Genomic DNA, 20,838 nt, shown 5'->3' with positions numbered 1-20,838 from the left:
GACATCCAGCGCGTGTGGCATGCCAACTGGCAGGTCTACGGGGCCGATAAGGTCTGGCTGCAGATGAACCGCGAGGGCATCCCGGTGGCACGTTGTACTGTGGAGCGACTGATGCGTGCCATGGGCTTGCAAGGGGCTCGCCGTGGCAGGGCGGTACGTACCACCACGCCTGACACATCAGCGCCGTGCCCGCTGGACCACGTCAACCGGCACTTCAAGGCCAGCCGTCCCAACGAGCTATGGGTGTCGGACTTCACCTATGTCTCCACCTGGCAGGGCTGGCTGTATGTGGCCTTTGTTGTGGACGTGTATGCCCGGCGCATCGTGGGCTGGCGAGTCAGCCGCAGCATGCAAACGGACTTCGTGCTGGATGCGCTGGAGCAGGCGCTGTATGACCGCCAGCCAGCAGCCCATGCCTTGACGCACCATTCCGACAGGGGCAGTCAATACGTCAGCATCCGCTACACCGAACGGCTTGACCAGGCGGGCATACAGCCCTCGGTGGGCAGCCGGGGTGACAGCTACGACAACGCGCTGGCCGAGACCATCAACGGGCTGTACAAGGCCGAGCTGATTCACCGCCTGGGACCCTGGAAGACCAGGGAATCCGTGGAACTGGCCACCCTGCAGTGGGTGCACTGGTTCAACCACGCCCGACTGCTCACGCCGAATGGGTGCATCCCTGCGGCAGAAGCTGAGGAAAACTACTGGAGGCAACTTGCCAACAGCAATACCTCTGCAGAGGTGTCAACTTAAACCAATCGGCCTCCTCAAAACCCGGGGCGGTTCAATGTGCAAGCGGGTTTGCCTGCCTTGGTCCAAAGGCTGGCCCTGCGGTTGCATCGGGAATAAATCGCCTCTTGCTATAATCGCAAGGTTTTGCATGGTGCAAGACGCACGCCACAGGCCCTTCCAGCCCGCGGCGCAAGTAACCAAGGCGGCTCGCAAGGGGCGCCGTAGACAAGGAAATCAAAATGATCGCTGCCTCCAAAAAGGCTGAAGTTGTTAAGGCCAACGCTCGTTCCGAAAACGACACTGGTAGCCCAGAAGTGCAAGTTGCACTGCTGACAGCTCGCATCAACGAACTGACTCCCCACTTCAAGGCCAACGCCAAGGACCACCACGGTCGTCGCGGTCTGCTGCGCATGGTGAGCCGTCGTCGCAAGCTGCTGGACTACCTGAAGTCCAAGGATGCTGACCGCTACACCGCCTTGATCGCCAAGCTGGGCCTGCGCAAGTAAGCACAGTGCAAGATCGAAACGCCTGAGTTAGATGGCCTAGCTCAGGCGTTTTTTACTTTGGAGTTTGCTGAGACAGAGCGAAGCTGTGTCATTCCACCACCGTGTTTGTGGCTGAGTGCTTGAGTTTTTATAGCTGTAAGCGCGCTTGTGGAATGGCATCGTGTTCTGTTTAGCCTCCAAGTCATTGCTGGATGAGCGCATCCAGCTATTTCAATAGGAGTACATACATGACCATGTTCAACAAAGTGACCAAGACTTTCCAATGGGGCCAGCACACGGTCACCATGGAAACCGGTGAAATCGCCCGCCAGGCTTCCGGCGCGGTGCTGGTGAACATCGACGACACCGTGGTGCTGGCCACTGTCGTGGGTTCCAAGATCGCCAAGGCCGGCCAGGACTTCTTCCCCCTGACCGTCGACTACATCGAGAAGACCTACGCGGCCGGCAAGATCCCCGGCAGCTTCTTCAAGCGCGAAGCCAAGCCTTCCGAGCTGGAGACCCTGACCAGCCGTCTGATCGACCGTCCCATCCGCCCCCTGTTCCCCGAAGGTTTCTACAACGACGTGCATGTGGTGATCCACACCATCTCGTTGAACCCCGAAGTGGATGCTGACATCGCCGCCATGATTGCCGTGTCCGCCGCCCTGTCGGTCTCGGGCATCCCGTTCAACGGCCCCATCGGTGCCGCCCGCGTGGGTTACATCAACGGCGAATACGTGCTGAACCCCGGCCAGACCCAGCGCAAGAATTCGCTGATGGACCTGGTGGTCGCCGGTACCGAAGCGGCCGTGCTGATGGTGGAATCCGAAGCGCAGCAACTGCCCGAAGAAGTGATGCTGGGCGCCGTGGTGTTCGGCCATGAGCAAGGCAAGATCGCCATCGACGCCATCCATGAGCTGGTGCGCGAAGGCGGCAAGCCTGTGTGGGACTGGACTGCGCCTGCCAAGGACGAAGCCCTGATCGCCAAGGTGGCCGAGCTGGGCGAAGCTGCCCTGCGCGCCGCCTACCAGCAGCGCAACAAGCAAGTGCGCACCCAGGCCTGCCGCGAAGCGTATGCGGCGGTGAAGGCTGGCCTGACAGCCCAGGGCGTGGAGTTTGACGGCGTCAAGGTCGAAGGCATGCTGTTCGACATCGAAGCCCGTATCGTGCGCAGCCAGATCCTGGCCGGCGAGCCTCGCATCGACGGTCGCGACACCCGTACCGTGCGCCCCATCGAAATCCGCAACTCCGTGCTGCCTCGCACCCACGGTTCCGCCCTGTTCACGCGCGGTGAAACCCAGGCGCTGGTGGTGACCACGCTGGGTACCGAGCGTGATGCGCAGCGCATCGACGCGCTGGCCGGTGAGTTCGAAGACACCTTCCTGTTCCACTACAACATGCCTCCCTTTGCCACCGGCGAAGTGGGTCGCATGGGTTCGACCAAGCGCCGCGAAATCGGCCACGGCCGTCTGGCCAAACGCGCCCTGGCCGCTTGCCTGCCCAACAAGGAAGAATTCCCCTACACCATCCGCGTGGTGTCGGAAATCACCGAATCCAACGGCTCTTCGTCGATGGCCTCGGTGTGCGGTGGCTGCCTGTCGATGATGGACGCCGGCGTGCCCATGAAGGCGCACGTGGCCGGTATCGCCATGGGTCTGATCAAGGAAGACAACCGTTTTGCCGTGCTGACCGACATCCTGGGTGACGAAGATCATCTGGGTGACATGGACTTCAAGGTCGCTGGCACGACCGCCGGTATCACGGCCCTGCAGATGGACATCAAGATCCAGGGCATCACCAAGGAAATCATGCAAGTGGCCCTGGCCCAAGCCAAGGAGGCGCGCATGCACATCCTGGGCAAGATGCAGGAAGCCATGGGCGAAGCCAAGACCGAAGTGTCGTCCTTCGCGCCCAAGCTGTTCACCATGAAGATCAACCCCGAGAAGATCCGTGACGTGATCGGCAAGGGCGGCGCCACCATCCGTGCGCTGACCGAAGAAACCGGCACCCAGATCAACATCGAGGAAGACGGCACCATCACGATTGCCGCCACCGATGGCGACAAGGCTGAAGCGGCGAAGAAGCGCATCGAAGAGATCACGGCCGAAGTGGAAATCGGCAAGGTCTACGAAGGCCCCATCGTCAAGATCCTGGAATTCGGCGCGCTGGTGAACCTGCTGCCTGGCAAGGATGGCCTGCTGCACATCAGCCAGATCGCGCACGAACGCGTGGAGAAGGTCACCGACTACCTGCAAGAAGGCCAAGTGGTCAAGGTCAAGGTGCTGGAGACCGACGACAAGGGTCGCGTCAAGCTGTCGATGAAGGCGTTGCTGGACCGTCCCGCCGGTGAGCAGCGTGGCGAGCGTCCTGCCCCTGCAGAGCGCCAGTCGCGTGAGCCCCGCGCTCCCCGCGAGCCACGTGCGCCCCGCGGCGAGCAGACCGGTGCCGAGCAGCAACAACAGCAGCAGCAATAAAGCCTCGGCTTTATGGCAAGTGCCATGACCTGTCGGGCTGGTTTGGCAGGGCATGGTGCTGCTATTGAGAAGTGAGCTGTTTGCGCTTGTTGCATAAGGATTTAAGTCGTTTTTGGCTTAAATCCTTTTTGTGTCAAGTTGCAGCGGTGCAGGGCTTTTCAAGGCAGTGATCAATTCCATCTTGATGATGTTGTGACCCCATGAAGAAGAAACTGATTGTTGGCAACTGGAAGATGAATGGCAGCCTGTCGGCCAATGCCGACTTGGTGTCGGCGCTGGTCCAGGGTTTGCCTGCCCCGCTGAACTGTGGGGTGGGTGTGGCTGTGCCGGCTGCCTACCTGGCCCAGGTGCAGGCACTGGTGCAGGGATCCGGTGTGGCGCTGGCTGCGCAGGATGTGTCCCAGCACGACAAGGGTGCCTACACCGGCGAGGTGTCGGCGGCCATGCTGCAGGACTTCGGTGTGCGCTATGCCCTGGTGGGGCATTCCGAGCGCCGCCAGTACCACGCCGAGACCGACGCTGTCGTGGCGGCCAAGGCGCAGGCTGCGCTGGCCAAGGGCATCACGCCCATCGTCTGCGTGGGTGAGACCTTGGAAGAGCGTGAAGCCGGTCATACCGAGCAGGTGGTCAAGCGCCAATTGGCGGCGGTGATCCACCAGGTCGGGCATTGCGTGAGTGAGTTGGTGGTGGCTTACGAGCCGGTGTGGGCGATTGGTACGGGCAAGACTGCTTCGCCCGAGCAGGCGCAGGCTGTGCACGCCGTGTTGCGTGCGCAGCTGGCAGCGGCGACCGAACACGCCGACCGTGTGCCGCTGCTCTACGGCGGCAGCATGAATGCCGCGAATGCGGCGCAGTTGCTGGCGCAGGCGGACATTGATGGTGGTCTGGTGGGTGGTGCATCGCTCAAGGCGGCAGACTTTTTGCAGATCGTTGCGGCGGCCAACTGATAGGTTGGCTGAAGGTATTTAACTGAGGAGTGGGAATGAGCGCATTTGCGACATTGATTTTGGCTGTGCAGATGTTGTCGGCCCTGGCCATGATTGGCCTGATCTTGATCCAGCACGGCAAGGGTGCGGACATGGGGGCGGCTTTTGGCAGTGGAACTTCGGGGAGCCTGTTTGGTGCCAGCGGGAGTGCCAACTTCCTGTCGCGCAGCACCGCGGTGCTGGCCACGGTGTTCTTTGTGGCGACTCTGGTGCTGGCGTACCTGGGCAATGCCCGTCCTGCCAGCACGGGGAGTGTGTTGGAGAGTGTGCCCGCGGCCGTGACGGCGCCAGCAGCCCCTGCTGTCGACAGCACCGTGCCTACAGCACCTGTCCAGGGCGTGGATCAGATTCCCGCCAAATAATTGGATCAAACGCCTGATGAATGCTGTGTTGCAGCATTTTTCAGGCTAAAATCCGAGGATTGCTTGGAAAGCGATAGCCCAGTTAGAGGGGGCTCCTCATGCGAACCAAGCAGTTGAGACTTACAAGCCGTCGTGGTGAAATTGGTAGACACGCTATCTTGAGGGGGTAGTGGCGAAAGCTGTGCGAGTTCGAGTCTCGCCGACGGCACCATCATAAATACAGCCTGCCCATGATCAGGCAGTGGTCGAGGGCAAGGTCAACAAGCGGAAAACGCGACCTCACATGAACCTCGATCAATATCTCCCCGTCCTGCTTTTCATTATGGTGGGCATCGCAGTGGGAGTCGTTCCTCTCGCTCTTGGCTATGTGCTGGGCCCCAATCGCCCGGATGCGGCCAAAAACTCTCCCTATGAGTGCGGTTTTGAGGCCTTTGAAGATGCGCGCATGAAGTTTGATGTGCGCTTCTACCTGATCGCCATTCTCTTCATCCTGTTTGACCTGGAAATCGCATTCCTGTTGCCTTGGGCCGTTGCGCTGCAAGACGTGGGTGTGACCGGTTTCGTTGCTGTTCTCATCTTCCTGACCGTCCTTGTCGTGGGTTTTGCCTACGAATGGAAAAAGGGCGCCCTGGATTGGGAATAAGCACTACGTAATCCTCAAAAAAGGAAGCACGATGATTGAAGGCGTGATGAAGGAAGGCTTCGTCACCACGAGCTATGACGCCGTGGTGAACTGGGCCAAGACCGGTTCTATCTGGCCGATGACATTCGGTCTGGCTTGCTGCGCCGTGGAGATGATGCACGCTGCGGCCGCGCGCTACGACTTGGCACGTTTTGGTGCGGAAGTCTTCCGCCCCTCGCCGCGCCAGTCGGACCTGATGATTGTGGCGGGAACGCTGTGCAACAAGATGGCCCCCGCGCTGCGCAAGGTGTATGACCAGATGTCGGAGCCCCGCTGGGTGCTGTCGATGGGGTCGTGCGCCAATGGTGGTGGCTACTACCACTACAGCTATTCGGTGGTGCGTGGCTGTGACCGGATTGTTCCTGTGGATGTCTACGTGCCTGGCTGTCCGCCCACGGCCGAAGCGCTGATCTACGGCATCATCCAGCTGCAGCAGAAAATCCGCCGCACGAACACCATCGCCCGCGTTTAAGGAGCCGAGAGGATGTCCGCATTTGCAATTCAGCCCGAAGCACTTCGGGATCTGGTGGCGACCGCATTGGGAGACCAGGCGCGCAATGTCACCGTCAAGCATGGCGAGGTGACGGTTGAAGTCGCTGCCGTGCACTACTTGGATGTCATGCGCAAGCTGCGCGACACACCCGGTTGTCAGTTTGAGCAACTGATCGACCTGTGCGGTGTTGACTATTCGACCTACCAGGAAACCGGTGTGGAAGGCGCGCGTTTTGTTGTGGTGTCGCACCTGTTGTCGGTCAGCCTGAACCAGCGTGTGCGCGTGCGTGCCCTGTGTGCAGACGATGACTTCCCGATGATGGCCTCTGTGTGCGAGCTGTGGAGCAGTGCCAATTGGTACGAGCGTGAAGCGTTTGACCTGTATGGCATCGTCTTCGAAGGCCACACCGACCTGCGCCGCATCCTGACCGACTATGGTTTTATCGGTCACCCCTTCCGCAAGGACTTCCCGCTGTCCGGTCACGTGGAGATGACCTATGACACCGAGCAACGCCGCGTGGTCTATCAACCTGTCACGATTGAGCCACGTGAGATCACGCCGCGCATCATCCGTGAGGAGAACTACGGAGGACTGCACTGACAGACGCATTGCGTCTGCTGGTTGACAACCATGGCTGAAATCAAAAACTATTCCATCAACTTCGGACCCCAGCACCCTGCCGCACACGGTGTGCTGCGCTTGGTGTTGGAGCTGGACGGTGAAGTGGTCCAGCGTGCCGATCCGCACGTGGGTCTGCTGCACCGCGCCACTGAAAAGCTGGCCGAGCACAAGACCTACATCCAGTCGCTGCCCTATATGGACCGACTGGACTACGTGTCCATGATGTGCAATGAGCACGCCTACTGCCTGGCGATCGAAAAGCTGCTGGGCATTGAAGTGCCCAAGCGCGCGCAGTACATCCGTGTGATGTTCAGTGAGATCACGCGCCTGCTGAACCACCTGATGTGGCTGGGCTCCAACGGCATGGACTGCGGTGCATCCACCGTGCTGATGTGGACCTTCCGCGAGCGTGAAGACCTGTTCGACATGTACGAGGCCGTATCCGGCGCGCGCATGCATGCCGCCTACTTCCGTCCTGGCGGCGTCTACCGCGATCTGCCCGACACCATGCCCCAGTTCAAGGCCAGCAAGGTGCGCAATGCCAAGGGTATTGAAAAGCTGAATGCCAACCGCCAAGGCTCGTTGCTGGACTTCATCGAAGACTTCACCAACCGCTTCCCCAAGTGCGTGGATGAGTATGAATACCTGCTCACTGAGAATCGCATCTGGAAGCAGCGCATGGTGGGCATTGGCGTGGTGACTCCAGAGCGCGCGCTGAACATGGGCTTTACCGGTCCCATGCTGCGTGGATCCGGGATTGCCTGGGATCTGCGCAAAAAACAGCCGTACGAAGTCTATGGTGAGTTGGACTTCGACGTCCCAGTGGGCAAGACCGGCGATTGCTACGATCGTTACCTGGTGCGCGTCGCAGAAATGCGCCAGTCGAACGAGCTGATCAAGCAGTGTGTGAAGTGGTTGCGTGCCAATCCAGGTCCGGTCATTACCGAGAACCACAAGGTGGCGCCGCCGGCCCGTGAGGACATGAAGTCCAACATGGAGTCACTGATTCACCATTTCAAGCTGTTCACCGAAGGCTTCAAGGTGCCAGAAGGCGAAGCGTATGCCGCGGTGGAGCACCCCAAGGGGGAGTTTGGTATCTACCTGGTGAGCGATGGCGCGAACAAGCCTTATCGCCTGAAGATTCGTGCCCCCGGCTTCGCCCACTTGGCGATGATGGACGAAGTGGTTAGTGGCCACATGCTGTCCGACGTGGTGGCCGTGATCGGCACCATGGATATCGTGTTCGGAGAGATTGACCGATGATTACTGAAGCGACCAAAGCGCGCTTTGCGCGTGAAGTGGCCAAGTACCCAGCCGACCAAAAGCAGTCCGCAGTGATGGCCTGCCTGTCGATTGCCCAGCAAGAGCTGGGCTGGGTCACGCCTGAGAGCGAGGCAGTCATTGCCGAAGTGCTGGACATGCCGCAGATTGCCGTGCATGAAGTCACGACCTTCTACAACATGTACAACCAAAAGCCCGTGGGCAAGTACAAGTTGAACGTGTGCACCAACTTGCCCTGCCAACTGCGCGATGGCTACAAGGCATTGCACCATCTGGAAGCTAAGTTGGGTATCAAGATGGGTGAGACCACGCCGGACGGCATGTTCACTCTGCAGCAGTCGGAGTGCCTGGGCGCTTGCGCCGATGCCCCGGTGATGTTGGTGAACGACCGTTGCATGTGCAGCTTCATGAGCAATGAGAAGTTGGACGAGTTGGTGGACGGCCTACGTGCAGCGGAGGGCAAGGCATGACGACCATCTTGAACAACCCTGCCGCCAACGATGTGCTGGCCAAATTTGCCGCGTCGGGCAACGAAACCTGCTTTCACGGTCGCCACATCGAGCCCCAGATCTACAAGGATTTGAACGGCAAGAACTGGACCCTCAAAGATTACGAAGCCCGTGGTGGCTACCAGGCCCTGCGTAAGATCCTGGGCCAAGATGGCGGCCCGGGCCTGACCCAGGACGAGGTGATTGCCACGGTCAAGGAGTCAGCACTGCGCGGTCGTGGTGGTGCAGGCTTCCCCTCGGGTCTGAAGTGGAGCTTCATGCCCCGCCAGTTCCCAGGCCAGAAATACCTGGTCTGCAACTCGGATGAGGGTGAGCCAGGCACGTGCAAGGACCGCGAAATCCTGATGCACAACCCCCACATCGTGATCGAAGGCATGGCGATTGCGGCCTATGCGATGGGCATCAACGTGGGCTACAACTACATCCACGGTGAAATCTTCCAAGCCTACGAACGCTTTGAAGCGGCGCTGGAAGAAGCGCGTGCCGCAGGTTTTCTGGGCGACAACATCATGGGTTCGAACTTCAGCTTCCAGCTGCATGGTCACCATGGTTTTGGCGCTTACATCTGTGGCGAAGAAACGGCGTTACTGGAGTCGCTGGAAGGCAAGAAGGGCAGCCCCGCTTCAAGCCACCATTCCCCGCCAGCTTCGGCCTGTATGGCAAGCCCACCACGATCAACAACACCGAGACATTTGCCGCGGTGCCCTGGATCATCCGCAACGGTGGCAATGCCTACTTGGAATGCGGCAAGCCCAACAACGGTGGCACCAAGATTTTCTCGGTCAGCGGCGATGTGAATCTGCCCGGTAACTACGAAGTGCCCATGGGGACACCTTTCAGCAAGCTGCTCGAACTGGCTGGTGGCGTGCGCACAGGTCGCAAGCTCAAGGCGGTGATCCCTGGTGGTTCTTCTTCGCCCGTGCTGCCGGCGGACATCATCATGGAGTGCACGATGGACTACGACTCCATCTCCAAGGCAGGTTCCATGCTGGGGTCGGGCGCTGTGATCGTGATGGACGATTCGCGCGACATGGTGGAAAGCCTGCTGCGCCTGTCGTACTTCTATCAGCACGAGTCCTGTGGCCAGTGCACACCTTGCCGCGAAGGCACAGGTTGGCTGTGGCGCGTGGTCAAGCGTATTCAGGAAGGCGAAGGCCGTCCCGAAGACATTGAACTGCTGGATTCTGTATCCGTGAACATCATGGGCCGCACGATTTGTGCGCTGGGCGACGCGGCTGCCATGCCCGTACGCGCCATGATCAAGCATTTCCGCCACGAGTTTGAAGCCAAGATTGCCGCGGCTGCGAAGTCGGGCTCTACAGCTGCCTGATCGCGAGAGGCGAGAGACATATGGTTGAAATTGAACTAGACGGCAAGAAGGTGGAGGTTGCTCCTGGCAGCATGGTCATGCATGCGGCCGAGCGAGCTGGCACCTACATTCCGCACTTTTGCTACCACAAGAAACTTTCCATTGCTGCCAACTGCCGCATGTGTTTGGTGGAAGTGGAAAAGGCCCCCAAACCCCTGCCGGCCTGCGCGACCCCGGTCACGCAAGGCATGATCGTGCGCACCAAGAGCGACAAGGCCATCAAGGCCCAGCAGTCGGTCATGGAGTTTCTGCTGATCAACCACCCCTTGGATTGCCCGATCTGCGACCAAGGCGGTGAGTGCCAGCTGCAAGATCTGGCGGTCGGCTATGGCGGTACCGGTTCGCGCTACGAAGAAGAAAAGCGCGTGGTGGCCCACAAGGATGTGGGTCCCCTGATCTCGATGGAAGAGATGAGCCGCTGCATCCACTGCACCCGCTGCGTGCGTTTTGGTCAGGAAGTGGCCGGCGTCATGGAGCTGGGCATGGTCAACCGCGGCGAGCACTCGGAGATCACCACCGTGGTGGGCGATACCGTGGACTCCGAGCTGTCGGGCAACATGATTGATCTGTGCCCTGTGGGTGCGTTGACCAGCAAGCCCTTCCGCTACAGCGCTCGTACTTGGGAACTGTCGCGCCGCAAGTCGGTGTCGCCGCATGACTCCACCGGTGCCAATCTGATCGTCCAGGTGAAGAACCACAAGGTGATGCGCGTCGTGCCCTTCGAGAACGAAGCCATCAACGAGTGCTGGATTGCCGACCGCGATCGCTTCTCTTACGAAGCCCTGAACAGCGACGAACGCCTGACACAGCCCATGATCAAGCAGGGCGGTGCATGGAAGACGGTCGACTGGCAAACCGCGTTGGAATACGTGGCCAACGGCCTGAAGCAAATCAAGGAACAGCACGGTGCACAAAGCATTGGCGCCTTGGTGAGCCCCCACAGCACACTCGAAGAGCTGTTCCTGACAGGCCAGTTGCTGCGTGGCATCGGTAGCGACAATATCGACTGGCGTCTGCGCCATGCACAGTTCAACGCTGCCGAAGGCGTGCGTTGGCTGGGCACATCGATTGCGGCGTTGTCCGAGCTGCAAGCTGTGCTGGTCGTGGGTTCTAACCTGCGTAAGGACCACCCCTTGTTCGCACAACGCATTCGCCAGGCTGCCAAGAAGGGTGGACAGGTGTTTGCGCTGAATGCACAGGTGTACGACTGGGCCATGCCCGTCAGCGCATCGGTGGTGGCTGCGCAAGACTGGGCACAGGCTCTGGCCGATGTGGCCGCAGCCGTGGCACAGGCCAAGGGCGTGCAAGCACCCGTGGCAGCACAGGCCAACGCAGAAGCCCAGGCGATTGCCCAGGCCCTGTTGGCGGGTGAGCGCAAGGCCGTGTTGCTGGGCAACGCTGCCGCGCACCATGCACAAGCCGCCGAATTGCTGGCCCTGGCCAACTGGATCGCGGAGCAAACCGGTGCCACCGTGGGTTACCTGACTGAGGCTGCCAACACCGTGGGTGCGCAGTGGGTGAAGGCACAACCTCAGTCCAATGGTCTGAATGCGGCACAAATGGTGGCAGGTGGCCTGAAGGCCGCGATCCTGCTGAACACCGAGCCTGCATTCGACACTGCTGCTGGCCAGCAAGCTCTGCAAGGCCTGAACAAGTCGGAAATGGTGGTGACCTTGAGCCCGTTCAAGGCCAACCTGGACGTCAGCGACGTGCTGCTGCCGATTGCACCGTTCACCGAAACCTCGGGCACCTTCGTGAACGCCGAGGGCCGTGTGCAAAGCTTCCACGCCGTGGTGAAGCCTTTGGCCGAAACCCGCCCCGCCTGGAAGGTGCTGCGTGTCTTGGCCAATCTGTTGGGTGTCCAAGGCGTGGATTACGAATCCTCGCAGGATGTACTGGCCACCGCGATTGGCGCGGCCACCAGCGAAGTGCCAGCCCAGGCGCTGAGCAATGCGACCCAAGCGGCTGCGCAAGTGTTTGGCGGTGCGGTCACTGAGCCGGCTGTGGCAAGCATCTATCAACTGGACAGCATTGTCCGCCGCGCGACGTCGCTGCAACTGACAGCCGATGCGCGCCAGGCACGTGAGGGAGGTGCTGCATGATTGACGCACTCAAGACGGCAGGCGCAGGCTTGATCGAGGCAGCGTGGTGGACCGATGCCGCATGGCCTGTCATCTGGATTTTGCTGGGCATTATCGCCATCGTGGCCCCGCTGATGATTGCGGTGGCCTACCTGACCCTGTGGGAGCGCAAATTCCTGGGGTGGATCCAGGTTCGTCCAGGTCCCAACCGTGTGGGGCCCTGGGGCTTGCTGCAGCCGATGGCCGACGGCCTGAAGTTGTTGACCAAGGAACTGATCATGCCCACGGTGGCATCTAAGGGGCTGTTCTACGTCGGCCCTGTGATGGCCATCATGCCCGCCTTGGCGGCGTGGGTGGCGGTGCCTTTCGGACCTGAAGTTGCCTTGGCCAACGTCAATGCCGGCATCTTGCTGATCATGGCGATCACTTCGATCGAAGTCTATGGCGTGATCATTGCAGGCTGGGCCTCCAACTCCAAGTACGCCTTCCTGGGCGCGCTGCGTGCTTCTGCACAGATGGTGAGCTACGAAATCGCAATGGGCTTCTGCTTCCTGGTGGTCATCATGGTCACCGGCAGCATGAACCTGACGCAAGTGGTGCTCAGCCAGGGTCAAGGTCAGTTTGCCGACATGGGCCTGAGCTTCCTGTCCTGGAACTGGTTGCCCCTGCTGCCGATCTTCCTGGTCTACCTGATCTCGGGTGTGGCAGAAACAAACCGCGCGCCGTTTGACGTGGTGGAAGGCGAGTCGGAAATCGTGGCCGGCCACATGGTCGAGTACTCGGGCATGGGCTTTGCGATCTTCTTCCTGGCGGAATACGCCAGTATGTGGCTCGTCTCGATCCTGGCCGTGATCATGTTCCTCGGCGGTTGGTTGCCACCCGTAGAAGCCCTGGGCTTCATTCCTGGCTGGATCTGGCTGGCAGCCAAGACCGCGTTCGTGGTCACCTGCTTTGTGTGGATTCGTGCCACGTTCCCGCGCTTCCGCTATGACCAGATCATGCGTCTGGGCTGGAAGATCTTCATCCCTGTCACCCTGGTGTGGCTGGTCATCGTGGGTGCATGGCTGCACTCGCCTTGGAATATTTGGAATTAAGCGGGGACACCAATGGCTGCTGTTGCTGCTACACCTTTCTCTATCAAGGACTTCTTCAAGAGCTTCATGCTCGTGGAACTGTTCAAGGGCATGGCCCTGACAGGTCGCAAGGCGTTTTCGCCCCATGTGACCATCCAGTTCCCTGAAGAAAAAACCCCTCTGTCGCCACGCTTCCGTGGCCTGCACGCACTGCGCCGTTATGACAACGGTGAAGAGCGCTGCATCGCCTGCAAGCTGTGCGAGGCTGTGTGCCCCGCGATGGCGATCACGATCGAGTCGGACGTGCGGGATGACGGTTCGCGCCGTACCACGCGCTACGACATCGATTTGACCAAGTGCATCTTCTGCGGTTTCTGCGAAGAAAGCTGTCCGGTCGATTCGATCGTGGAAACACAAATCTTCGAATACCACGGTGAAAAGCGTGGCGACTTGTACTTCACCAAGGACATGTTGCTGGCTGTGGGCGATCGCTACGAAGCCGACATCGCTGCTGCCAAGGCAGCGGATGCCAAGTACCGCTAAAGCGGCTCCTGATCCAGAAAGATTCGAATCATGGACGCCAAAACTGGTTTCTTCTATCTCTTCTCGGCGGTGATGCTGTTTGCAGCCTTCCGAGTCATTACATCGCGCAACCCGGTGCACGCCGTGCTGAACCTGATTCTGGCCTTCTCGCAAGCCGCTGGTATCTGGTTGATGCTGAAGGCAGAGTTCCTGGGCATTGCCCTGGTGGTGGTCTACCTCGGCGCCGTGATGGTGCTCTTTATGTTCGTGGTGATGATGCTGGACATCCGCATCGACCGCGTGCGCCAAGGCTTCTGGAAGCATTTCCCGGTCGCCGCGTTTGTCGGTGCCGTGGTGGCGCTGGAGATGGCCCTGGTCCTGATGGCAGGTTTTGGCACCGTGGACGAGGCCAAGCCGGTGGCCGAGCTGCTGAATAAGCAGGGTGAGGTGCTGCCGTATTCCAACACCCAGGCCCTGGGTCGTCTGCTGTACACCCAGTACCTGTACCCCGTGGAAATCGCCGCCATCTTGCTGCTGGTGGCCATGATCACCGCGATTGCCCTGACCATGCGCAAGCGCAAGGACACCAACAAAGCGATCAACCCTGCAATCCAGGTGCGGGTGCGTGCGCAAGACCGCATCAGCCTGGTGAAGATGGAGGCCACAAAGGCCCCGGTGGCTGCGGCTGCCGAGGGTGAGACGGCCGTGGAGGAGAAAAAATGACGCTCACACTAGGGCACTTTCTGACGCTGGGAGCGATGCTGTTCGCCATTTCGGTGATCGGTATTTTCCTGAACCGGAAAAACCTGATCGTCTTGCTGATGTGCATTGAACTGATGCTTTTGGCGGTCAACACCAACTTCGTGGCCTTCTCCCATTACCTGGGCGACATGCACGGTCAAGTGTTTGTGTTCTTCATCCTGACGGTTGCGGCCGCTGAATCGGCGATTGGCTTGGCCATCCTGGTGCTGCTGTTCCGTAACAAGTCCAGTATCAATGCGGAAGATCTCGACACCCTCAAGGGTTGAGGCACCGGTATTTGCAAGGTTCTGAAGAATGAGTCAAACACTTTCTGCATCCATGCTCCTGGCGGTGCCGCTGGCTCCGCTGGCCGGTTCTGTCCTGGCGGGCATATTCGGCACCGCATTTGGTGGCAACAAATTCGGTCGCGGAGTCAGCCACTCGCTCACCATCCTGGGCGTGTTGGTTTCCTTCATCCTCTCGGCACTGACCTTTCAGGCAGTGGTTTCCGAGGGCGCACGCTTTGACCAGACCATCTATGAATGGATGGTGGTCGGTGGTCTGAAGATGGAGGTCGGTTTCCTGATCGACTCCATCACCGCCATGATGATGTGCGTGGTGACCTTCGTGTCGCTGATGGTGCACATCTACACCATGGGCTACATGGAAGAAGACGACGGCTACAACCGTTTCTTCTCCTACATCTCGCTGTTCACCTTCTCCATGCTGATGCTGGTGATGAGCAACAACCTGCTGCAGCTGTTCTTCGGCTGGGAGGCTGTGGGCCTGGTGTCCTACCTGCTGATCGGTTTCTACTTCAAGAAGGAATCGGCCATCTTCGCCAACATGAAGGCCTTCCTGGTCAACCGTGTGGGTGACTTCGGCTTCATCCTGGGCATCGGTCTGATTGCGGCCTACACCGGCACGCTGAACTACGGCGAAATCTTTGCCAAGTTGCCAGAGCTGCAGCAGGCCACCATGCCTGGCACAGGCTGGCTGCTGGTGACCGTGATCGGCATCTGCCTGTTCATCGGTGCCATGGGCAAGTCGGCGCAGTTCCCGCTGCACGCCTGGCTGCCAGACTCTATGGAAGGCCCCACCCCCATCTCCGCCCTGATTCACGCGGCGACCATGGTGACGGCCGGTATCTTCATGGTTTCGCGCATGTCGCCGCTGTATGAGCTGTCGGATGTGGCGTTGAACTTCATCCTGGTGATCGGTTCCATCACGGCCCTGTTCATGGGTATCCTGGGCATCATCCAGAACGACATCAAGCGCGTGATTGCGTATTCCACGCTGTCGCAGCTGGGGTACATGACGATTGCACTGGGTGTGTCGGCCTACTCCGTGGCCACGTTCCACCTGATGACGCACGCCTTCTTCAAGGCCTTGCTGTTCCTTGGAGCCGGTTCTGTGATCATGGGCATGCACCACAACCAAGACATCCGCTGGATGGGTGGCGTGCGCAAGTACATGCCCATCACCTGGATCACGTTCCTGTTGGGCAACCTGGCACTGATCGGTACGCCGTTCTTCTCGGGCTTTTACTCGAAGGACGCGATCATCGAAGCCGTGCATGCCTCGAACTTGCCCGCCTCTGGTTTTGCGAACTTTGCCGTGCTGGCCGGTGTGTTCATCACCGCGTTCTATTCGTTCCGTCTGTACTTCATCGTGTTCCACGGTAAAGAGCGCTACGACCAGAATCCGGATGCCCACCACGATGACCACAATGGTCATGACGATCACGGCCATGGTCACGATGCCAAGCCGCACGAATCGCCTTGGGTGGTGACGGCACCGCTGGTGCTGCTGGCCATTCCTTCGGTGGTGATCGGTGCCATCGCGCTGATGCCCATGCTGTTCGGCGACTTCTTCAAGGGCGTGATCTATGTCGACGCCGCCAAGCACCCCGCGATGACCGAGCTGGCCGAGAAAATCCATGGTTGGCTGCCCATGGCGCTGCATGGCTTCCAGACCGCTCCGTTCTGGCTGGCTCTGGCCGGTGTGGTGGTGTCCTACCTCTTCTACATGGTCAAGCCAGAGATTCCTGCCGCCATCATGGCCTTCTCCAAGAAGATCGGCCTGTACCAGGTGCTGGAAGGCAAGTACGGTGTGGACTGGGTCTACGAAAACATCTTCGCACGTGGTTCGCGCGCCTTCGGTACCGCCTTTTGGAAGGTGGGCGACCAGGCCATCATTGATGGTGCTGTCGTGAATGGTTCCTGGAAGTTGGTCGGCAAGATCGCTGCAGTGGTCCGCTGGTTCCAGTCGGGTTACATCTATCACTACGCGTTGGTCATGATCCTGGGCATCTTCCTGCTCATGACGTACTTCGTGTGGCTCAACAAGTAAGGGAAGAACAAAAATGGGTTTGTTGAGTCTTTCCATCTGGACACCCATCGTCTTTGGTGTCCTGTTGCTGGCCTTCGGCCGCGACAACTGCGCGCGTGGCGTGCGCTGGGTGGCACTGATCGGCTCCTTGCTGGGGCTGGCGGTGACCATTCCGCTGATCACGGGTTTTGACACCTCTTCGGCGCAGATGCAATTCGTCGAGAAGGTGCTGTGGATTGAGCGTTTCAATATCCACTACCACCTGGGCCTGGACGGTCTGTCCTTCTGGTTCGTGCCGCTGACGGCCTTCATCACCGTGATCGTGGTGCTGGCCTCGTGGGAAAGCATCACCGAGCGCGTGAACCAGTACATGGGTGCGTTCCTGGTGCTGTCGGGCCTGATGATCGGCGTGTTTGCGGCTCTGGACGGCTTGCTGTTCTACGTGTTCTTCGAAGCCACCCTGATCCCGATGTACCTGATCATCGGTATCTGGGGCGGCCCCAACAAGATCTACGCGGCGTTCAAGTTCTTCCTGTACACCCTGATGGGCTCGCTGCTCACCCTGGTGGCCATCATCTACCTGTACAACGTCTCGGGTGGCAGCTTTGACATCCAGACCTGGCACAAGCTGCCCCTGGGGTCCTTGCCCCAGACCCTGGTGTTCTTTGCCTTCTTCGCGGCGTTTGCCGTGAAGGTGCCCATGTTCCCGGTGCACACCTGGTTGCCCGACGTGCACGTGGAAGCGCCCACCGGCGGTTCTGCCGTGCTGGCGGCCATCATGCTGAAGCTGGGCGCCTACGGTTTCCTGCGCTTCTCGCTGCCGATTGCTCCTGACGCTTCGCGCGAATGGGCCTGGCTGATGATTGCGCTGTCGCTGATCGCCGTGGTCTACGTGGGCATGGTGGCCCTGGTGCAAAAGGACATGAAGAAGCTGGTGGCTTATTCGTCCGTGGCGCACATGGGCTTTGTGACCCTGGGCTTCTTCATCTTCAACGATCTGGGCGTGTCCGGCGGTATCGTGCAGATGATTGCCCACGGCTTTGTCTCGGGCGCCATGTTCCTGTGCATCGGCGTGCTGTACGACCGTGTGCACTCGCGCGACATCGCGGCCTATGGCGGCGTGGTCAACACCATGCCCAAGTTCGCGGCCTTTGCCCTGCTGTTCGCTATGGCCAACTGCGGTCTGCCAGCCACCGCTGGTTTTGTGGGCGAGTGGATGGTGATCCTGGGCGCCGTGAAGTTCAACTTCTGGGTGGGCCTGCTGGCCGCCACCGCACTGATCTTCGGTGCGGCCTACACCCTGTGGATGTACAAGCGCGTGTACCTGGGGCCCGTGGGCAATGACCATGTGAAGGAGCTGCAGGACATCAACTGCCGCGAGTTCCTGATCCTTGCCATCTTGGCTGTGGCGGTCCTGTACATGGGCCTGTACCCCAAGCCCTTCACGGATGTGATGGATCCTTCGGTGGCGCAGCTGTTGCAGCACGTGGCCCAATCCAAGCTTCCCTGACCAGACTGAACTGAGAGATTGAGATGATTGACAACATCAGCTGGCTTTCGATCTACCCCGAGATCGTGCTCCTGGTCATGGGATGCGTGATTACCTTGGTGGACCTGAGCGTGAAAAGCGCTCGCCGCACCGGCACCTATGTGCTGACCATGTTGACGCTGGCCGTGGTGGCCATCATGCAGGCCAACTACGCGGCCAGCGGCAACACCTTCTACGGCTGGGGCAACATGGTGGTCTCCGACGCCATGGGCAACTGGCTCAAGTGCTTTGCCACTGTGGCCATGATGGTGACCCTGGTGTATGCACGCCCTTATGCCGCAGACCGCGACATGCTGCGCGGCGGCGAGCTGTTCAGCCTGTCGACCTTTGCGCTGCTGGGCATGTTCATCATGATCAGCGCCAACAACCTGCTGCTGGTCTACCTGGGCCTGGAGCTGCTGACCCTGGCCAGCTATGCCCTGGTGGCCCTGCGCCGCGACCACATGCCCGCGACCGAAGCGGCCATGAAGTACTTCGTGCTGGGTTCGCTGGCTTCGGGTTTCCTGCTGTATGGCCTGTCCATGGTCTACGGTGCGACCGGTTCGCTGGACATCGGCGAGATCTTCAAGGCCATCAGCTCCGGTGAGCTCAAGCACCAGGTGCTGGTCTTCGGTCTGGTGTTCGTGGTGGCCGGTCTGGCGTTCAAGCTGGGTGCCGCGCCCTTCCACATGTGGGTGCCTGACGTTTACCACGGTGCGCCGACGGCCATCACCGCGCTGATCGGTGGCGCACCCAAGCTGGCGGCCTTCGCCCTGGTGATCCGTCTGCTGGTGGATGGCATGCTGCCCCTGGCGTTCGACTGGCAGCAAATGCTGGCGGTGATGGCGATTGCCTCGCTGCTCGTGGGTAACCTGGCCGCCATCGCCCAGACCAACCTCAAGCGCATGCTGGCGTACTCGACCATCGCGCAGATGGGCTTTGTGCTGCTGGGTCTGCTGTCGGGAGTGATCGGCGGCGAAGTGGATCCGGCCCGTGCGGCCAATGCCTACGGTTCGTCCATGTTCTATGTGGTGACCTATGTGCTGACCACCTTGGCCACCTTCGGCGTGATCCTGCTGCTGTCGCGTGAAGGCTTCGAAAGTGAAGAAATTGCCGACCTGGCCGGGCTGAACCAACGCAGCCCGCTGTACGCCGGCATCATGGCCGCCTGCCTGTTCTCCATGGCCGGTATCCCTCCGCTGGTGGGTTTCTATGCCAAGCTGTCGGTGCTGCAGGCACTGGTGGCTTCGGGTGACAGCTTCTACATCGGCCTGGCCATCTTCGCCGTGGTCATGTCGCTGATCGGTGCCTTCTACTACCTGCGCGTGGTCAAGGTCATGTACTTTGACAAGCCCTTGACCGCCACCACCGTGTCCGCCCCCTGGGATGTGCGCGCCGTGCTGACCGTGAATGGTGCCCTGGTCTTGATCTTGGGCATTGTTCCTGGTGGTTTGATGGCGCTGTGCGCCGATGCCGTGGTTCGCGCCCTGGCATCCTGACCCATAATGTGAAGCGTGACTCAAACTGCTTCCATCTGGTTAATCATCTTGGCGGCCCTGGTGGCCGCCAATTTGCCTTTTATGAATGAGCGCTGGCTGGTGGCCGGCCCTGTGGCGCCGGCCCACCGCAAGCCCCTGTGGGGTCGGCTGGCCGAGCTGGTGCTGCTGTACTTCGTGGTCGGTGGCCTGGCCTTGTTGCTGGAGCGCCGTGCAGGGCAGATCTATCCCCAGGGCTGGGAGTTCTACGCCATCACCGCCACGCTGTTTCTGACACTGGCCTTTCCGGGCTTTGTCTGGCGTTACCTCACCAAACGCCGCAGCCGCTAAACTGCGCGCTACGCACACAAGGCAGGGTTGCGACTCTGCCTTTTTTCTTTGGCCCGCTCTTTTTGTTTGTTTGCACCATGAAGGTGTTTGACCTGCGCTGCACCCAGGACCATGTGTTTGAAGGCTGGTTTGGCTCGGAAGATGATTTCCGCAGTCAGCTGGACCGTGGCTTGCTGGAGTGCCCGATGTGCGGCAGCCAGGAGATCACCAAGGGCCTGAGCGCGCCGCGCCTGAACCTGGGCGCGCAGCCGCCTGCAGCGGCTATGCCGGCGCCACGCGACGCGGCTGCCCCGGTGCAGGAGCACCAGCGCAAGTTGCATGCCTTGCAGGCGGCCTGGCTGGAGGCCTCGCGCAAGATCGTGGAAAAGACCGAGGACGTGGGCGATCGCTTCGCCGATGAAGCCCTGCGCATGCACAAGGGCGAAGAGCCCGAGCGACCCATCCGTGGCCAGGCCACGCCCCAGCAGGCCCTGGAGCTGCTGGAAGAGGGCGTGCCAGTGCTGCCCCTGGCCTTGCCCAAGGGCAGCAAGCAAACCTTGCAATAAGGGCCGGCCTGCCACCGGTCTGGCCGTGGCCTCCATCCGGGGCTTATACAAAAAGTGAGTACTCAGCGCTTGGTGAGAAGTGGTTCCAGTTTTTTGAACAGCTAGCTAAGCGAGATCTTTCCCCGTAAAAATGACCTGACAACAGGCCGAACCTGGAGAGATCTATGACCATCAAATCCCGACGCAAGCACAGC

20 protein-coding genes, 1 tRNA gene and 1 pseudogene are annotated in these 20,838 nt (G+C 60.0%); all 22 read left to right on the top strand.

The window, feature by feature from the left end:
- Positions 1-756 (top strand): IS3 family transposase (locus tag SJH88_RS14260; RefSeq protein WP_274754854.1); only part of this gene is annotated, 756 nt, incomplete at its 5' end.
- 218 nt (positions 757-974) lie between these two features.
- Positions 975-1,241: a 30S ribosomal protein S15 gene (gene rpsO, locus SJH88_RS14255; RefSeq protein WP_042418801.1), complete on the top strand. Its 267-nt coding sequence runs from the start codon at positions 975-977 to the stop codon at positions 1,239-1,241.
- Between the two features lie 227 nt (positions 1,242-1,468).
- A complete protein-coding gene (pnp, locus tag SJH88_RS14250) occupies positions 1,469-3,694 on the top strand; it encodes a polyribonucleotide nucleotidyltransferase (protein ID WP_274754853.1) in 2,226 nt (741 codons plus the stop codon).
- A gap of 200 nt (positions 3,695-3,894) precedes the next feature.
- Positions 3,895-4,641, top strand: coding sequence for a triose-phosphate isomerase (tpiA, locus tag SJH88_RS14245; RefSeq protein WP_045267272.1), 747 nt, complete (start codon positions 3,895-3,897; stop codon positions 4,639-4,641).
- A gap of 35 nt (positions 4,642-4,676) precedes the next feature.
- Positions 4,677-5,042 carry a preprotein translocase subunit SecG gene (gene secG / locus SJH88_RS14240; protein ID WP_210930378.1) on the top strand — a complete coding sequence of 122 codons (366 nt, stop codon included), beginning with the start codon at positions 4,677-4,679 and terminating at the stop codon, positions 5,040-5,042.
- Between the two features lie 126 nt (positions 5,043-5,168).
- A tRNA-Leu gene (locus SJH88_RS14235) sits at positions 5,169-5,253 on the top strand.
- 72 nt (positions 5,254-5,325) lie between these two features.
- The gene (locus SJH88_RS14230; RefSeq protein WP_274754852.1) at positions 5,326-5,685 is read left to right on the top strand and encodes an NADH-quinone oxidoreductase subunit A; all 360 of its coding nucleotides are present in this window, start codon (positions 5,326-5,328) and stop codon (positions 5,683-5,685) included.
- A gap of 31 nt (positions 5,686-5,716) precedes the next feature.
- Positions 5,717-6,196, top strand: coding sequence for a NuoB/complex I 20 kDa subunit family protein (locus tag SJH88_RS14225; RefSeq protein ID WP_042418791.1), 480 nt, complete (start codon positions 5,717-5,719; stop codon positions 6,194-6,196).
- 12 nt (positions 6,197-6,208) lie between these two features.
- A complete protein-coding gene (locus SJH88_RS14220; protein ID WP_154163733.1) occupies positions 6,209-6,817 on the top strand; it encodes an NADH-quinone oxidoreductase subunit C in 609 nt (202 codons plus the stop codon).
- Between the two features lie 30 nt (positions 6,818-6,847).
- Complete coding sequence (locus tag SJH88_RS14215) at positions 6,848-8,101, top strand: NADH-quinone oxidoreductase subunit D (protein WP_042418784.1); 1,254 nt, start codon at positions 6,848-6,850, stop codon at positions 8,099-8,101.
- Entirely contained in the window at positions 8,098-8,589 is a 492-nt protein-coding gene (gene nuoE, locus SJH88_RS14210) for an NADH-quinone oxidoreductase subunit NuoE (RefSeq protein ID WP_042418782.1), read from the top strand. The genes SJH88_RS14215 and nuoE overlap by 4 nt, the downstream gene beginning before the upstream one ends.
- Positions 8,586-9,958, top strand: a pseudogene (gene nuoF / locus SJH88_RS14205) (NADH-quinone oxidoreductase subunit NuoF). The gene nuoE and the pseudogene nuoF overlap by 4 nt, the downstream one beginning before the upstream one ends.
- 20 nt (positions 9,959-9,978) lie before the next feature.
- Positions 9,979-12,099: an NADH-quinone oxidoreductase subunit NuoG gene (nuoG, locus tag SJH88_RS14200; RefSeq protein ID WP_274754851.1), complete on the top strand. Its 2,121-nt coding sequence runs from the start codon at positions 9,979-9,981 to the stop codon at positions 12,097-12,099.
- Positions 12,096-13,172, top strand: coding sequence for an NADH-quinone oxidoreductase subunit NuoH (gene nuoH / locus SJH88_RS14195; RefSeq protein WP_043379284.1), 1,077 nt, complete (start codon positions 12,096-12,098; stop codon positions 13,170-13,172). The genes nuoG and nuoH overlap by 4 nt, the downstream gene beginning before the upstream one ends.
- 12 nt (positions 13,173-13,184) lie before the next feature.
- Positions 13,185-13,694 (top strand): NADH-quinone oxidoreductase subunit NuoI, encoded by a 510-nt coding sequence (nuoI, locus tag SJH88_RS14190; RefSeq protein WP_042418767.1) that lies wholly within the window; start codon positions 13,185-13,187, stop codon positions 13,692-13,694.
- A gap of 30 nt (positions 13,695-13,724) precedes the next feature.
- On the top strand, positions 13,725-14,396 hold the full coding sequence (locus SJH88_RS14185; RefSeq protein WP_042418763.1) for an NADH-quinone oxidoreductase subunit J: 672 nt from the start codon (positions 13,725-13,727) through the stop codon (positions 14,394-14,396).
- Complete coding sequence (nuoK, locus tag SJH88_RS14180; RefSeq protein WP_042418761.1) at positions 14,393-14,701, top strand: NADH-quinone oxidoreductase subunit NuoK; 309 nt, start codon at positions 14,393-14,395, stop codon at positions 14,699-14,701. The genes SJH88_RS14185 and nuoK overlap by 4 nt, the downstream gene beginning before the upstream one ends.
- Before the next feature lie 28 nt (positions 14,702-14,729).
- The gene (gene nuoL, locus SJH88_RS14175; RefSeq protein WP_274754850.1) at positions 14,730-16,766 is read left to right on the top strand and encodes an NADH-quinone oxidoreductase subunit L; all 2,037 of its coding nucleotides are present in this window, start codon (positions 14,730-14,732) and stop codon (positions 16,764-16,766) included.
- 13 nt (positions 16,767-16,779) lie between these two features.
- Positions 16,780-18,255, top strand: a complete 1,476-nt coding sequence (locus SJH88_RS14170) for an NADH-quinone oxidoreductase subunit M (RefSeq protein WP_043379289.1) — start codon at positions 16,780-16,782, stop codon at positions 18,253-18,255.
- A gap of 23 nt (positions 18,256-18,278) precedes the next feature.
- Complete coding sequence (gene nuoN / locus SJH88_RS14165) at positions 18,279-19,772, top strand: NADH-quinone oxidoreductase subunit NuoN (protein WP_260675010.1); 1,494 nt, start codon at positions 18,279-18,281, stop codon at positions 19,770-19,772.
- 15 nt (positions 19,773-19,787) lie between these two features.
- A complete protein-coding gene (locus SJH88_RS14160) occupies positions 19,788-20,099 on the top strand; it encodes a DUF2818 family protein (protein WP_234687839.1) in 312 nt (103 codons plus the stop codon).
- Between the two features lie 77 nt (positions 20,100-20,176).
- On the top strand, positions 20,177-20,644 hold the full coding sequence (locus SJH88_RS14155; protein ID WP_042418752.1) for a DUF1178 family protein: 468 nt from the start codon (positions 20,177-20,179) through the stop codon (positions 20,642-20,644).
- The last annotated feature ends 194 nt before the right edge of the window (positions 20,645-20,838 follow it).

The organism is Comamonas sp. GCA5 (assembly GCF_036541385.1).
Lineage (GTDB): Bacteria > Pseudomonadota > Gammaproteobacteria > Burkholderiales > Burkholderiaceae_C > Comamonas > Comamonas aquatica.
Note: the sequence above shows the minus strand (reverse complement) of the source record. Positions and strands in the feature narration are given on the sequence as shown.